This is a genomic window from Pseudomonas sp. REP124 (assembly GCF_020164475.1).
In the GTDB taxonomy this organism is placed as follows: domain Bacteria; phylum Pseudomonadota; class Gammaproteobacteria; order Pseudomonadales; family Pseudomonadaceae; genus Aquipseudomonas.
Genome location: NZ_JAIQWX010000028.1, coordinates 18720 through 33036, shown reverse-complemented (window position 1 = coordinate 33036; position 14317 = coordinate 18720). Strand labels below are relative to the sequence as shown.

Sequence of the window (14317 nt, the reverse complement as noted above, 5' to 3'; positions counted from 1 at the left end):
GAGCGAGCTTGCTCGCGATGGACGACGGGACAACGCGGGGCGTCAGGTTCCCCGCGTCATCGTTGACGATCATCGCGAGCAAGCTCGCTCCTACAGGGTCGGGGGCAACGAGGTTTCGCCAGCGGCTATGTATCACCGTTAAACTGATCGCCGCTACTCCCCTGCCCGGTTTCCCAGTCGGAGAACTCTCACCATGAGCCAATGGCCAGACACCCGCATTCTTGATCTGCTCGGCATAGAATTGCCCATCATCCAGGGCCCCATGGCCGGCGCCACCAACTCGTCCATGGTCATCGCCGCCTGCAATGCTGGCGGGCTCGGCTCAATGCCGGCGGCCATGCTGAGCATCGACAAGTTGCGCGAAGAGCTGACAACCATCCGCCAACACACCCAGGGCCCGATCAACATCAACTTTTTCTGCCACCAACCGCCGCCGGTGGATGAGCAGCGCGCGCGGGAATGGAAAAATCTGCTTGAGCCGTATTACCGCGAACTGGGTGTCGACTTCGATGCGCCGACACCGGTGTCCAACCGTGCGCCGTTCGATGCCTCAGGCTGCGAAGTGATCGAGGCGTTCCGCCCTGAAGTCGTGAGTTTTCACTTTGGTCTGCCGGAAAAATCCCTGCTCGATCGGGTGAAGGCTACCAGGGCGAAGGTACTGTCTTCAGCCACTACCGTGGAAGAAGCCATCTGGCTCGAACAACACGGCTGCGACGCGATCATCGCGATGGGATACGAAGCGGGCGGGCATCGCGGGATATTTCTCAGTGATGACTTGAGCAGTCAGATCGGCACCTTCGCACTGGTGCCACAGGTTGTGGACGCGGTGAAGGTGCCGGTGATAGCTGCAGGCGGTATCAGCGATGGTCGTGGAGTCGCGGCGGCGTTCATGCTGGGGGCTTCGGCGGTGCAGGTGGGGACGGCGTATCTGTTCACTCCGGAAGCCAAGGTCAGCGCTTCGCACCACAAGGCACTGCGCACAGCCCAAGCCAGCCAGACTGCCGTGACCAACCTGTTCACCGGTCGCCCGGCGCGGGGGATTCTCAACCGGGTCATGCGCGAGCTTGGGCCGATCAGCGACAAGGCGCCAGCGTTCCCCCTGGCGGGTGGTGCGCTGATGCCGCTGCGGGCCAAGGGGGAAGTGGATTTCAGCAACCTGTGGGCCGGACAGGCGTTTACCCTGGGCGCTGAGATGACGAGTGAAGAATTGACACGGCGGTTGGCTGAGGATGGGTTGGCCAGGTTGACTCGCCGCTAAATGCGCAACCACTATCTGACCTACGATGGCCTGTAGTGTGCGCTGTAACTGTGGCGAGGGGGCTTGTCGAAACGTCGCACCGCCCCGTTGGGCTGCGCAACAGTCCCATTTTTTGGGGCCGCTTCGCGACCCAACGGGGGCAAGCCCCCTCGCCACAATCAACCGCATGTACCGTAAGCAAAACAGTCCATTCCGTTTGCAGGCATTTCGCTATATATTCCGTTATATAACGAACCACCCCCTCGTAACACCTGCTTAGAACGGAGCCGTTTCATGACCATTCGTGCCTCACGTTTTGCCCCTGGTTGCCTCGCCACCCTTCTCTCTGTACTCGCTTTCGGCTCCGCCCAGGCCGATGAAGTCCAGGTCGCTGTCGCCGCCAACTTCACCGCGCCGATCCAGGCGATCGCCGCCGACTTCGAAAAAGACACCGGCCACAAGCTGGTGACTTCGTTCGGCGCAACCGGTCAGTTCTACACCCAGATCAAGAACGGCGCGCCGTTCGAAGTTTTCCTCTCGGCGGATGACACCACCCCGGAAAAACTCGAGAAGGAAGGCGACACCGTCAAGGGCTCGCGCTTCACCTACGCCATCGGCACCCTGGCACTGTGGTCGGCCAAGGAAGGTTACGTCGATCCCAAGGGCAAAGTGCTGAGCGACAACCAGTACCAGCACCTGTCCATCGCCAACCCGAAAGCCGCGCCTTATGGCCTGGCGGCGACCCAGGTCCTGGCCAAGCTGGGCCTGACCGACAAGGCCAAGGGCAAGATCGTTGAAGGCCAGAACATCACCCAGGCCTACCAATTCGTGTCCACCGGCAACGCCGAACTGGGCTTCGTAGCCTTGTCGCAGATCTACAAAGACGGCAAAGTCAGCAGCGGTTCGGCGTGGATCGTTCCAGCCGACATGCACGACCCGATCAAACAGGACGCGGTGATCCTCAACAAGGGCAAGGACAACCCGGCAGCCAAGGCGCTGGTTGACTACCTCAAGGGCCCGAAAGCCGCCGCCGTCATCAAATCCTACGGTTACCAGCTCTAAATGACCCTGACGAGTGCCGATTTTTCCGCCATCTGGCTGACCCTGAAACTGGCGTCCCTGACGACCGTCATCCTGTTGGTGATCGGCACTCCGCTGGCGTTGTGGCTCTCGCGCACCCGATCCTGGTTGCGCGGACCGGTCGGGGCGATCGTCGCCCTGCCCCTGGTCCTGCCGCCCACGGTGATTGGCTTCTATCTGTTGCTGGCCCTCGGCCCCCACGGGTTCATCGGCCAGTTCACCCAGTCACTGGGGCTCGGCACCCTCACTTTCAGTTTTGCAGGTCTGGTAATCGGCTCGGTGCTGTACTCGATGCCGTTCGTGGTCCAGCCGCTGCAAAACGCTTTTTCCGCCATCGGCACCCGCCCGCTGGAAGTGGCCGCCACCTTGCGCGCCAATCCTTGGGACACCTTTTTCAGCGTGACCCTGCCGCTGGCCCGTCCCGGCTTCATCACCGCCGCGATTCTCGGTTTCGCCCATACCGTGGGTGAATTCGGCGTGGTGCTAATGATCGGCGGCAACATCCCCGACAAGACCCGCGTGGTGTCGGTGCAGATCTACGATCACGTCGAAGCCATGGAATACGCCCAGGCCCATTGGCTGGCCGGGGCGATGCTGGTGTTCTCCTTCGCGGTGTTGCTGGCGTTGTACTCCAGTCGCAAAACCAAAGCGGGCTGGAGCTGATCGATGATTCAAACACGCTTGAAATTGAGCTATTCAGGCTTTGCCCTGGATGTCGACCTGCAGTTGCCCGGTCGCGGCGTCACCGCATTGTTCGGCCACTCCGGCTCAGGCAAGACCACCTGCCTGCGTTGCATCGCAGGACTTGAACGCGCCGAACAGGGATTCATCCAGGTCAATGACGAGGTCTGGCAAGACAGCGAACGGCAGATTTTCGTCCCGCCGCACAAGCGCGCCCTGGGTTATGTGTTTCAGGAAGCCAGTCTGTTTCCGCATCTGTCGGTGTTGGCGAACCTGGAGTTCGGCCTCAAGCGCATTCCCAAAAACCAGCGCCGTGTCGACATGGCCCACGCCACCGAACTGCTGGGGATCGGCCATTTGCTCGACCGTCATCCGCAGCACCTGTCAGGTGGCGAACGACAGCGCATCGGCATCGCCCGCGCCCTGCTGACCAGCCCGAAACTGCTGCTGATGGATGAGCCGCTGGCGGCGCTGGACTCCAAGCGCAAAAGCGAGATCCTGCCTTATCTGCAGCGACTGCACGACGAACTGGATATTCCGGTGCTGTACGTCAGCCACTCTCAGGATGAGGTGGCGCGATTGGCCGACCACATCGTGCTGCTCAGCGAAGGCAAGGCCCTGGCCAGCGGGCCTGTCGGCCAGACCCTGGCGCGTCTCGACCTGCCGCTGGCCATGGGCGATGACGCCGGCGTGGTAATCGAGGGTCGCGTCAGCCACTACGATGCCGATTACCAGTTGCTGACCGTGCAATTGCCCGACACCGACCTGAACCTGCGCGTGGCTCACACGCCGATGACGCCGGGTCAGACATTGCGCTGCAAGGTTCAGGCACGAGATGTCAGCCTGAGCCTGCACAACGCCGAACACAGCAGCATCCTCAATCGCTTGCCGGTAACCGTGGTCAGCGAGATGGCGGCCGATAACGCCGCCCACGTGCTGCTACGCCTGGATGTGGCGGGAACACCGCTGTTGGCGCGAATCACCCGCTTCTCCCGCGACCAGCTCAAGGTGCAACCAGGTCAACCGCTGTGGGCGCAGATCAAGGCAGTGGCCGTGCTGGCGTAAACGTCGAGGCATAAAGTCATTGGCACGACCGCCAAGGCGTGGGGTCAATGGCTTTAACGGCCCCTGACTCCACGCCAAGGACAATCGCCATGCCTGATGCACTGCCGCCCGATCTGCATTACGTCGATGACACGCTACCCGGCATCACCCGCAAGAAATTGCGGGGCAAGTTCCAGTACTTCGATCCCGCCGGCCAACGCATTACTGATCAGCAAGAAGTTCAGCGCATCAACGCACTGGCCGTGCCGCCCGCCTACGCCGACGTGTGGATCTGCGCCGACCCGCGCGGGCACCTGCAGGCCACCGGACGAGACGCGCGCGGCCGCAAGCAGTACCGCTATCACCCACGCTGGCGGGAAGTGCGCGATGGCGACAAATACTCGCGTCTGCGGGATTTCGGCCTGGCGCTGCCCAAATTGCGTAAAAAGCTGGAAGCCCTGTTGGCAGAGCCGGGGTTCAGCCGCGATAAGGTCATGGCCACCGTAATCACGCTACTCGATGCGACGCTGATTCGCGTCGGCAACGCTCAATACGCCAAGGAAAACCGGTCCTACGGACTGACCACCCTGCGCGACCGCCATGTCGAGATCAACGGCAGTGCGATCAAGTTTCAGTTTCGCGGCAAGAGTGGCGTCGAACATCAAATCACAGTGAAGGACCGCCGCCTGGCGCGGATCGTCAAACGCTGTCAGGAAATCCCCGGGCAAGACCTCTTTCAATACCTCGACGAGGACGGCGAGCGACACAGCGTCACGTCTGCTGACGTCAACGCCTACCTGAAAACCCTGACCGGTGCCGATTTCACCGCCAAGGACTATCGCACCTGGGCCGGTAGCGCCCTGGCACTTTCGGTGCTGCGTGAACTGCAATGGCAACCTGAATCGGAAGCGAAACGGCAGGTGGTGGAGATGGTAAAAGACGTCTCCAGACAACTGGGCAACACCCCGGCCGTGTGCCGCAAATGCTATATCCATCCGGCCGTACTCGAGGGTTTTCCGCTGGGACAGTTGGCCGAACTGCCACGGCCGCGGGTGCGCAAGGGCTTACGCGCCGAGGAAGTCGCGCTGGCGATGTTGCTGGAGAAACTGGCGTCGGAACCGACGAGTTGACCTGTCTATTTTTTGCACGATTACAAATGACTTCTATAGTTGATCTGTACATGAATCAGCTGCGGTGAAGCCATGGAAGACATTTTTGTCGTCAAGCGCTGCAACAAAATCATCATCCATGGCCGCCGGGCCGGTGAAACCGGTCACCCACCCCCTGATGCCGCTGTCTGGTACCGCATCTACGATACCCGCACCAACGGCTATCTCGGAGACGGCTTTGAACTTGAAGAAGATGCGCAGCGCGCCTGCCGCCAGCTGAATGCCAGATCACAGGTAACGGCCCGCCAAGGCTGAGGAGCCTTGACGTGCCTGCTACGGGTCTATACTGAGGAAAGCTGAGGTTTTCAGCTTCAATCGGTAGCAAGCTCGCCCCAAGCGGGCTTTTTACTGCCCTCAGGTGTCCTCAACGGAGGTGCTTCCCATGTCCGAAAAAGAGTCCATCACCACCCTGCTCACCTTGCTCGATTCCCGTCAGGTTCGCCTGGCAGCAGCCTGCAAGGAAATCGCCGATTGGGTCGATCACCAAGGCGGACATCCGACCGCCCTGCGAATTCGCGATCGCCTGAACGACATCGAAAAGGATACTCCCCTGATCCGCAACACCCTGTCGGCACTCAAACCTGTCGACCGGCCGCTGCCACGGTTCAGATGAGCCTTTGCTGCAACCAAACGGTACGACACCGCAGGCGTGACTGACGACATTTCGTCAGCCAGCCCGTGTCTGCCTGCCCTTTGACCACTCTTTGCGATGTAAAACAGCCCAGCCCTGTGCTGGGATTTTTTTTGCTTCGAGTTCCTCTGACGAACGTCGCCAGCCCCGTGGGGTCCAACGATCACACGTCACGAGGAGACGTCCCGATGGTTACCCACTTCAAAGTCAGCGGGCACCTGGCCTGCGGTCACAAAGGCAACAACCTTGTTTCAACCCGTGAACTGAACCGGGTCAAATGCAGAAGCTGTCGCAACACCGACGCCTACAAAGACGCGCGCAAGACTCAGCGCAACACCGCCCGACGCGCCGCCCGCAAAGCCAGACTCGCGCCAACCGCGACCGACTGGCGCCAGGCCTGGACCGAGCGAATGGTGGCAATGCCCGGCCTGCAAAGACTCCCCCGCGGTTTCAGCGGCCAGCCCTTCGTGTAACTGACAGCATCCGGCGGTCGATCACCCCGGCCGCCGGATGTTTGCATCTGGAAAAAGGATTGAACAACGCTGCCGATTGTTTTTCCAATCCTATAGGCCCGCCCGTCTTCGTGCCGGGTTACAGGAGAGGACATCAACATGAACCTCAGATCTCTGCTTGTGCTTTTGATCACCAGCCTGAGCCCCACTCTGGCGCTCGCCCAGGGCTGCGATGTCATCACCCGCTCCCAGAGTCCTTCAGTGCCGGTGATCGAATCCCACACCTGCTACGAATACGAAAACATGCCGGTGGATGCCATCGACTGGTCATGCAGCAACGAAAGTAGGGAAATGCTCAGCAACACCAAGAAAAAAGTCCCGCAATGCGGTGATCAGTACAAAGCCACGTGCATGGGCAAGATCACCCCCGAGTCACTGGCCAATCCCCAGTCCACCAGCAAGGACAAGAACAGCAAGTCGCTGAACATTCCGGCCAATGCGCAGATCTCGACGTTCTACTACAACGCGGAAAATCTGGCGCAAGCCAAGATCGATTGCGAAACTGGCGGCGGTAGCTGGAAAGTCAGGTAATTGAGTTTCAAGCCGGCGGCTGCATGATTTCGCGCAGTGACATGCGCTTGAACGTTTCGACCAATCCTCGCCCTTCCTGCGGCTCACAGGAGATGGCCAGGCGCACAGTCGCCTCCCCCAGATGCCAGATCAGAAACGCCGACTGGCGAACCTTCTGCGCATCACAGTGCGGGTACACCCGCAGCATCGCCTCGGCCAGCACGCCGCCGGCTTCACGGCTCTCCGCAAGCTCAAGCGACAACAGTTGTTTGTCAGCCTGCATGCCGCACCAGATGTCACGCATCGCCGGTGTCGCCAGCACGATCTCGTAGTACTGATCCAGCAGGCCTGAAAAAGCCGCCTGCAGCCCCTGCGCGTCTTCTACCGCCCCCAACGCCTGTTCGATGCAGCAACGGCATTCGGCGTTGTAACGCTCGGCCAGGGTCTGGATCACTGAGCTTTTATCGGGGAAATACTGATACAGCGAGCCGATCGAAATCCCCGAACGCTCGGCGATTTCACTCATTTTCAGCTGATCGCTGCCCTTGGTCGCGATCAAGTCCGTCGCCACGCCAAGGATGCGTTCCTGACGTTCGCGGCTGCGTTGCTGCGTGGGATTGCGGCGAGTCGGCTCGACGGGCTGTTCGAGTACTCCATTGGTCTTCTTCGGCACGACGTTGCTTCCCCGATCTGAAACATGACATTGACTCACCTTAGCACTCGCCTTCAATGCGCCCAATAGCCCGCACCCGTCCGTCGGGTTGTGTTGGTCCTCAATTGACGTCAAAACATGAGGGTCTATCATATTTTTAAACGTGAGGATTACTCACATTAACGAGGGAGATGAACGCGATGAACAGTCATCAACAAACGATCCTGGTTCTCGGTGCCTCCGGCAAAACCGGCCGGCGAATCGCTCAGCAACTCGAGATGAGCGGCCATCACGTGCGCCTCGGCTCGCGCGGCGCAACGCCATCCTTTGACTGGGAGGACCGTTCTACCTGGGCCGCGGCCCTCGATGGGGTTCAGGCGGCGTACATCTCCTTTCAACCGGATCTCGCCGTTCCCGGCGCCCTGGAAACGATCCAGGCATTCACCCGGCAGGCGGTGCAAAGCGGCGTCGGCAAGCTGGTGCTGCTATCGGGTCGTGGCGAGGTGGAGGCGGAACAGGCCGAGCGCGTCGTACAGAACAGCGGTGTCGACTGGACCATCCTGCGTGCCAGCTGGTTTTCCCAGAACTTCAGCGAGGCGCATTTCCTTGAACCCATCCTGCAAGGTGAACTCGTACTGCCTGTCGGCGATATCGCCGAGCCTTTTGTCGACGTGGAAGACATCGCCGAAATCGCAGTCGCTGCGCTGACACAACCTGGCCACAGCGGCCAGCTCTACGAACTCACTGGCCCTCAGGCGCTGACCTTTGCTGAGGCGGTCGCCGAAATTGCCCGTGCAACCCGGCGCGATATCCGTTTTGTCACAGTGTCGTCAGAAGCTTATGAACAGGCGCTGAAACAGGAGCACATGCCGGCCGAGGTGACTGATCTGGTGTTGTATTTGTTTACGACGGTTCTCGATGGTCGCAACACACCCGTTGCCGATGGCGTGCAGCGCGCGTTGGGGCGACCAGCGAGAAGCTTTACAGATTATGTCCAGCGTACGGCTACGTCAGGGGTCTGGAGCCAGCAGTAACAAGTGCCGACGGGCTGCATGGCGACAACCGGTTTCCTCGACTAGGGTCTTTTCCGTATTCAACTGCGGCGCCTTTATTGGCAGGAGCCTGATAAGGAGGAAGCGATGTCATCCATTCGTAATGCCGAGCAAACCTACCGCCGATGGTCCAGCCCGATTCTGCTCGAACTCAAGGAGCGAGAGCATCAACTCGACCCGCTGGATCGTGAAGCGTTGCAAAACATCTTGCTGGAAAGGCGATTGATCAACAGCGGCAACCCCGACGGCAACGAACGGCGCAAGGCCGGGCTGGACCGATACGTCTGAAAAGACCGCAGGAGCGAGACAGCTCGCTCCTGCGGTCTTCCGCTTGTCCGGTGACCGGCACCTTTCCCATCCCCATCCTTCCAACGCTATACCCTCCCTGCGCGTGGAAGACTGAGATGATGAACAGATCAATAACTGCTCTTACCCTGGTAGGCCTGCTGTCAAGCGCCTCGGTCCCTGCATTGGCGGCCGAAACCTCCTCCCAGGGATCCGTCGTGCCACCTGCCGCCATTCCGGGGCTCAACCAGGCCCAGGGCGCCGAGTCCAAAGAGGACAAAGCCAACAAAAAAGGCGAGGAAGCGGCAGGGTCCAACTCGGGTACCGATGCGCAATCTCAAAAGAAGGAAGCAGAATCCTCCAGCAGCTCGGGGCAAGAGGGGAAACAACAAGGCGAAGGCTGAACAGCCTCTGATTGCCAATCAGGGGGGTCACTTGGGATCGCCTGCATTTGCGGGGGAGCTTTTTCCCTGCCTGAAACATATCCGGTAACCTTCGGGTGCATACTAAGCTAGTCTTTCCACTCTAAAACCGAATCGAACGATCTCCTCTCTCCTCTTTCAAGAGTATGTGAACGTGAAAGGCAGATTGATTGGCGCTGCCGTGCTTATGACCTGTGCGTGTGGCCTGGGTTACGGATTCAGTACATGGCAGGACAGCAAGAGCCGGCGACAGGATGAGCTTTGCCATGTGGCCCAGGAACATCTCAAAGGCGTAGAGATCCAGGCTCGCGCCATGGCCGCCGGTTTGTCCGTCGAAGGTTACGCCGAAGCAGAAAAAGACGACGTCGGCAAACTCATCCACGCTCTGGATACCGCCAACACCAAGGAAGAGGTGGAAGCCGTCATTTCGGAACACTCCGCCACCGTCGAAGCCAAGGTCGCGGCAACCGATGCGGAAGTGAAGTCCCGGGGCGAACAACCCTTCCTCGGTCAACAGCGCAAAGAGCAGCGCATCACCACCGACGTCAAACAAGAGATCCAGCGCGCCGAGAAGGCTGTCAGCACGGCGTGTGAGTAGTCCGCATTGCAAAATTGCGGACCAGAAACGAACAAGGGTTTGCATCAGCTTTCGCTCGCAAACCCTTGATTTAAGATGGTGCCCGAAGCCGGAATCGAACCGGCACGCCCTTACGAGCGGGGGATTTTAAGTCCCATGCGTCTACCAGTTTCGCCATTCGGGCGGTAGCGCGGTGAATCAGAGGTGGGAAATATATACATCCCGCTGCGGTGAAGCAAGGTTACGTGTGTGATTTACAGGACTAAATCTCGCTTATGCCAAAAATAAAAAACTCCTTAAATCATAAACCTACGAAACATTTTTCGGATTCTTGCCAGGATTTGGCAATCCTGGGCACGCTGCTTCTTTGCCGTCGAGTGCAATTGCCTGTCAGCCCAGACTCAGGTCCAGCGCATGGGATGCCAAAGCCTGCCGTTGACTGGCGTCGATTCGACGGGCGAAAAACAGCATGTCGGCATAACCGGTACAAACGCCAAGATCGAATTCACAAGAGTTACCGGACTGGCCATTTCCGAGAAAATTCAAAAGCGTTGAAAGCGCACTGCGTTCAAGCTTGTCGAGGCTATCGAGTATTTCCTGAACATCCTTAGGAGCAGGCTGCTCAAGGGCAACCGTTTTGATCAGGGGGCTGTCAGCGTTCACTGTGAATCCTTGGGAAAGTGTTTCAAACTCGACGTCGGCGTCCTCACTCAGCTTTGCTGCAGAAGACACCACTGGTAATGCAACACTATCGGCAAGGTTGCCTCATAGAAATCAGGTATCCCTGAAAGTGCCGAAAGACTTGTCAGAAACAGACCTACTGCTCGACAGAGTCCAGATGAGGTGGAAGGCTTTCCTGAGGGCAATAAAAAACCCCGCAGATCATCGATCTACGGGGTTGTTTATAGTGGAGGCCGAGGTCGGAATCGAACCGGCGTAGGCGGATTTGCAATCCGCTGCATAACCATTTTGCTACTCGGCCTCAAAACATTTGCTGTCAGTAGCAACAACATCAAATGCGTAAAACTTGGAGCGGGAAACGAGACTCGAACTCGCGACCCCGACCTTGGCAAGGTCGTGCTCTACCAACTGAGCTATTCCCGCGTCTTGGTGTGGCGCATTCTATAGAATCCAGAAGCCCCGTCAACCCTTTGATTCAAAAAAGTTTTATTTCTTTTGAACGTCGGTCTTCAGATGCGGCCAGGCGGCGCGCAAGTATTGGACCATAGACCACAAAGTCAGGCCCGCGGAGACCATCAGCAAGGCGTAACCCATCAACACCCAGAAGCTGAAGTCTTTCGGATTGGCCAGCAGGATCACCAGCGCCAGCATCTGCGCGGCGGTTTTCCATTTGCCCAGGTTGGACACGGCCACATGAGCACGAGCGCCCAGTTCGGCCATCCATTCGCGCAGAGCGGAAACCACGATCTCTCGACCGATGATTACCGCTGCCGGCAGCGTGAGCCAGAAATTGCCGTGTTCCTGCACCAGCAGCACCAGCGCAACAGCGACCATCAGTTTGTCGGCAACCGGATCGAGGAATGCCCCGAACGGTGTGCTTTGCTCCAGACGGCGGGCCAGATACCCGTCCAGCCAATCTGTGGCAGCGGCAAACGCGAAGACCGAGGCTGACGCCAGGTAACTCCACTGATAAGGCAGGTAGAACAGCAAAATGAAGATCGGAATGAGCAGAACGCGTAGAACGGTAATCAGATTAGGGATATTCATCGGCACAACTGGCTACGAGGTGAGGTGGCATTCTACTCGCTGTGCAGATTTGCATAAATCAACTCTGCGAGCTTTTTACTGATCCCGGGTGCTTTGGCGATCTCTTCGATGCTGGCACGAGACAGCTCCTGCAATCCACCAAAATGTTTCAACAAATCGCGGCGGCGTGTCGGCCCTACCCCGGCAACGCCCTCGAGCGTAGACGTACGACGGGTTTTTCCACGGCGGGCGCGATGCCCGGTGATGGCAAAGCGGTGAGCTTCGTCGCGAATCTGCTGGATCAAATGCAGCGCGGGGGAATCGCCGCGCAAGGTGAATTCGTGGGCGGCGTCATTGAGGTACAGGGTTTCGAAACCGGCCTTGCGCGTCGCGCCCTTGGCCACGCCGAGGAGGATCAGGTCCGGCACCGCCAGCTCATTGAGCACGTCGCGGGCCATGGACATCTGTCCCTTGCCGCCGTCCACCAACAGGATATCGGGCAACTTGCCCTCCCCGTCCTTGAGCTTGCTGAAGCGTCGCGTCAGCGCCTGATGCATCGCCGCGTAGTCATCGCCTGCGGTCACGCCTTCGATGTTGTAGCGGCGGTAATCGGCCTTGATCGGGCCTTCCGGACCGAACACTACGCAAGACGCCACGGTCGCTTCACCGCTGGAGTGACTGATGTCGTAACACTCGAGGCGCTGTGGTGGCTCGTCCAGCTTCAGCACGTTGGCCAGATCATCGAAGCGCGCGGTGATGTGCTGACGATTTGCCAAGCGTGCACTCAAAGCCTGTTCGGCATTGGTCACCGCCAATTGCTGCCAGCGCGCACGCGTGCCGCGCACCCGATGACTGATGGTCAGCTCGCGACCACGCAGCTCTGCAATGGCTTCGATCAACGCTGGAAAGTCTTCATGAACCACGTTGACGATCAGCTCGCTCGGCAGGTCGCGTTCGGGACTGCTGACGAAGTACTGACCCAGAAACGCCGCCATGACCTCGGAAACGTCTTCCTCGATACCAACCTGCGGAAAAAAGTTCTTGCTGCCCAGCACCCGACCGCCCCGCACACTGATCAAATGAACACAGGCGCCACCCGGGTTGACGAACGCCGCGATCACATCCACGTCGCCACTGCCGCCCTCCATGCTCTGCTGGTCCTGAACTCGTCGCAGCAACGCGATCTGATCACGCAATTCGGCGGCACGTTCGAACTCGAGGTTGATCGCGGCTTCTTCCATCGCGCCCGATAGCTCATCGCTGAGCGCGTTACTGCGGCCTTCAAGGAACATCACCGAGTGCCTCACGTCCTCGGCGTACACCTCAGGCTCGACCAGACCGACACAAGGCGCCTTGCAGCGCTTGATCTGGTACTGAAGGCAGGGACGCGTGCGGTTCTTGTAATAGCTGTCTTCGCACTGACGAACGAAAAAGGTCTTTTGCAGCAGGCTCAGGCTTTCGCGAATCGCACCGGCGCTCGGGTAAGGACCGAAGTATTTGCCCTTGGCCTTCTTCGCACCGCGATGAATGCTCAACCGCGGGAACTGGCCATCGGACAGGAAGACGTAGGGGTAGGATTTGTCGTCGCGCAACAGGATATTGTACGGCGGCCGCCATTCCTTGATCAGCGTCTGCTCAAGCAGCAGCGCCTCGGTTTCGTTGGCGGTGATGGTCGTCTCGACCTGGGCGATGCGTGCAACCAGCGCTGCGGTCTTGGGGGCCAGGCCGGTTTTGCGGAAGTAACTCGACAGGCGATTCTTGAGGTTCTTGGCCTTGCCGACGTACAGCAGGCGCGCATCGCTGTCGAACATGCGATACACACCGGGACGCCCACTGACGGTTGACAGGAAGGCACTTGGATCAAAGATTTCGGTCATTTTCAGAGGCTGGCATCTACCATGCCGTGACGAACCGCCAGCAGCGTCAACTCGACATCACTGCTGATCGAAAGCTTTTCGAAGATGCGGTAACGGTAGGTATTCACGGTTTTCGGCGACAGGCACAGCTTGTCGGAAATGATCTGGACCTTCTGGCAGCCGACGATCATCAAGGCGATCTGGATCTCGCGCTCGGACAAGGCATCGAAGGGAGAGTCATTGGTTGGCTGGAAGGATTTGATTGCCAACTGCTGGGCAATCTGCGGACTGATGTAGCGCTGACCAGCAAAGACCAGGCGAATGGCCTGGACCATCTCCGGCAAACCTGCACCCTTGGTCAGGTATCCCGCGGCACCGGCTTGCAACAAACGTGTCGGAAACGGGTCTTCTTCACACACCGTTACCGCGACGACCTTGATGTCCGGATGGCTGCGCAGCAGTTTGCGCGTGGCTTCAAGACCACCGATGCCGGGCATCTTGACGTCCATCAAGACCACATCGGGCTTGAGCTCGCGCGCCTTGAGCAACGATTCCTCACCCGATTCAGCCTGGCCGACCACTTGCAGGCCATCGATGTCAGCCAGCATTCGTGTAATGCCCGTACGAACGAGATCATGGTCATCGACCACTAGCACCCTAATCAAGCAGACACCTCGCAATTTGGTCTTCGTGGGTTGTCGCCACCTTAGCAAAAAGGAACTGGCAGACCTAGCGGAAAGCGTCACATAAAAAGTTTCCAGTTATCTTGCAAAGCCCTGTGCCAAGCGTGTTTCAGACAAATCCATGATCGGCGTCGCGCTGCATTCTCAGGAAACACGGGGCCTTGCCCATCGCTTGTAATCCCTTTCTTTCATACAACGCCCGCGACGGATTATTTTTCA

General features: G+C 58.8%; 18 protein-coding genes and 3 tRNA genes. 13 read left to right on the top strand and 8 right to left on the bottom strand.

The annotated features are described in order from the left end of the window. Positions 1–193: 193 nt before the first annotated feature. From K9857_RS09720 to K9857_RS09680, 9 genes are all read left to right on the top strand, one after another. Complete coding sequence (locus K9857_RS09720; RefSeq protein WP_224535249.1) at positions 194–1258, top strand: NAD(P)H-dependent flavin oxidoreductase; 1065 nt, start codon at positions 194–196, stop codon at positions 1256–1258. Positions 1259–1531: 273 nt separating this feature from the next. Continuing rightward, the gene (modA, locus tag K9857_RS09715; protein WP_224535247.1) at positions 1532–2299 is read left to right on the top strand and encodes a molybdate ABC transporter substrate-binding protein; all 768 of its coding nucleotides are present in this window, start codon (positions 1532–1534) and stop codon (positions 2297–2299) included. Beyond that, entirely contained in the window at positions 2300–2980 is a 681-nt protein-coding gene (gene modB, locus K9857_RS09710) for a molybdate ABC transporter permease subunit (protein WP_224535245.1), read from the top strand. Positions 2981–2983: 3 nt separating this feature from the next. Beyond that, positions 2984–4063, top strand: coding sequence for a molybdenum ABC transporter ATP-binding protein (modC, locus tag K9857_RS09705; protein WP_224535244.1), 1080 nt, complete (start codon positions 2984–2986; stop codon positions 4061–4063). Between the two features lie 89 nt (positions 4064–4152). Further along, positions 4153–5172 carry a DNA topoisomerase IB gene (locus K9857_RS09700; RefSeq protein WP_224535242.1) on the top strand — a complete coding sequence of 340 codons (1020 nt, stop codon included), beginning with the start codon at positions 4153–4155 and terminating at the stop codon, positions 5170–5172. Between the two features lie 72 nt (positions 5173–5244). Continuing rightward, entirely contained in the window at positions 5245–5466 is a 222-nt protein-coding gene (locus K9857_RS09695; protein ID WP_224535240.1) for a hypothetical protein, read from the top strand. A 127-nt stretch (positions 5467–5593) separates the two neighbouring features. Then, entirely contained in the window at positions 5594–5824 is a 231-nt protein-coding gene (locus K9857_RS09690) for a hypothetical protein (RefSeq protein WP_034147138.1), read from the top strand. Between the two features lie 206 nt (positions 5825–6030). Next, on the top strand, positions 6031–6315 hold the full coding sequence (locus K9857_RS09685; RefSeq protein WP_224535238.1) for a hypothetical protein: 285 nt from the start codon (positions 6031–6033) through the stop codon (positions 6313–6315). Between the two features lie 138 nt (positions 6316–6453). After that, positions 6454–6885, top strand: a complete 432-nt coding sequence (locus tag K9857_RS09680; protein WP_224535236.1) for a hypothetical protein — start codon at positions 6454–6456, stop codon at positions 6883–6885. 7 nt (positions 6886–6892) lie between these two features. Here the strand turns inward: K9857_RS09680 and K9857_RS09675 are convergent, their stop codons facing one another. Beyond that, positions 6893–7537, bottom strand: coding sequence for a TetR/AcrR family transcriptional regulator (locus tag K9857_RS09675; RefSeq protein ID WP_224535234.1), 645 nt, complete (start codon positions 7535–7537; stop codon positions 6893–6895). Positions 7538–7716: 179 nt separating this feature from the next. Between K9857_RS09675 and K9857_RS09670 the strand changes: the two genes are divergently transcribed. From K9857_RS09670 to K9857_RS09655, 4 genes are all read left to right on the top strand, one after another. Continuing rightward, positions 7717–8550 (top strand): NAD(P)H-binding protein, encoded by an 834-nt coding sequence (locus K9857_RS09670; RefSeq protein WP_224535232.1) that lies wholly within the window; start codon positions 7717–7719, stop codon positions 8548–8550. Between the two features lie 105 nt (positions 8551–8655). Next, positions 8656–8856: a CsgG/HfaB family protein gene (locus K9857_RS09665; RefSeq protein WP_224535230.1), complete on the top strand. Its 201-nt coding sequence runs from the start codon at positions 8656–8658 to the stop codon at positions 8854–8856. Positions 8857–8972: 116 nt separating this feature from the next. After that, positions 8973–9257 (top strand): hypothetical protein, encoded by a 285-nt coding sequence (locus tag K9857_RS09660; RefSeq protein ID WP_318011751.1) that lies wholly within the window; start codon positions 8973–8975, stop codon positions 9255–9257. A 172-nt stretch (positions 9258–9429) separates the two neighbouring features. Continuing rightward, positions 9430–9873: a hypothetical protein gene (locus K9857_RS09655; RefSeq protein ID WP_318011750.1), complete on the top strand. Its 444-nt coding sequence runs from the start codon at positions 9430–9432 to the stop codon at positions 9871–9873. A gap of 76 nt (positions 9874–9949) precedes the next feature. Here the strand turns inward: K9857_RS09655 and K9857_RS09650 are convergent. The 7 genes from K9857_RS09650 to uvrY form a co-directional block, all read right to left on the bottom strand. Next, positions 9950–10036: transfer RNA gene (locus K9857_RS09650), tRNA-Leu, on the bottom strand. Positions 10037–10242: 206 nt separating this feature from the next. Continuing rightward, a complete protein-coding gene (locus K9857_RS09645; RefSeq protein WP_224535229.1) occupies positions 10243–10515 on the bottom strand; it encodes a hypothetical protein in 273 nt (90 codons plus the stop codon). A gap of 245 nt (positions 10516–10760) precedes the next feature. Continuing rightward, positions 10761–10834, bottom strand: a tRNA-Cys gene (locus tag K9857_RS09640). A gap of 46 nt (positions 10835–10880) precedes the next feature. Continuing rightward, positions 10881–10956: transfer RNA gene (locus K9857_RS09635), tRNA-Gly, on the bottom strand. A 63-nt stretch (positions 10957–11019) separates the two neighbouring features. After that, entirely contained in the window at positions 11020–11580 is a 561-nt protein-coding gene (gene pgsA / locus K9857_RS09630; protein ID WP_224535226.1) for a CDP-diacylglycerol--glycerol-3-phosphate 3-phosphatidyltransferase, read from the bottom strand. 32 nt (positions 11581–11612) lie between these two features. After that, complete coding sequence (gene uvrC / locus K9857_RS09625) at positions 11613–13436, bottom strand: excinuclease ABC subunit UvrC (RefSeq protein WP_224535224.1); 1824 nt, start codon at positions 13434–13436, stop codon at positions 11613–11615. A 2-nt stretch (positions 13437–13438) separates the two neighbouring features. Then, positions 13439–14080 (bottom strand): UvrY/SirA/GacA family response regulator transcription factor, encoded by a 642-nt coding sequence (gene uvrY, locus K9857_RS09620; protein WP_008015884.1) that lies wholly within the window; start codon positions 14078–14080, stop codon positions 13439–13441. Between the last annotated feature and the right edge of the window lie 237 nt (positions 14081–14317).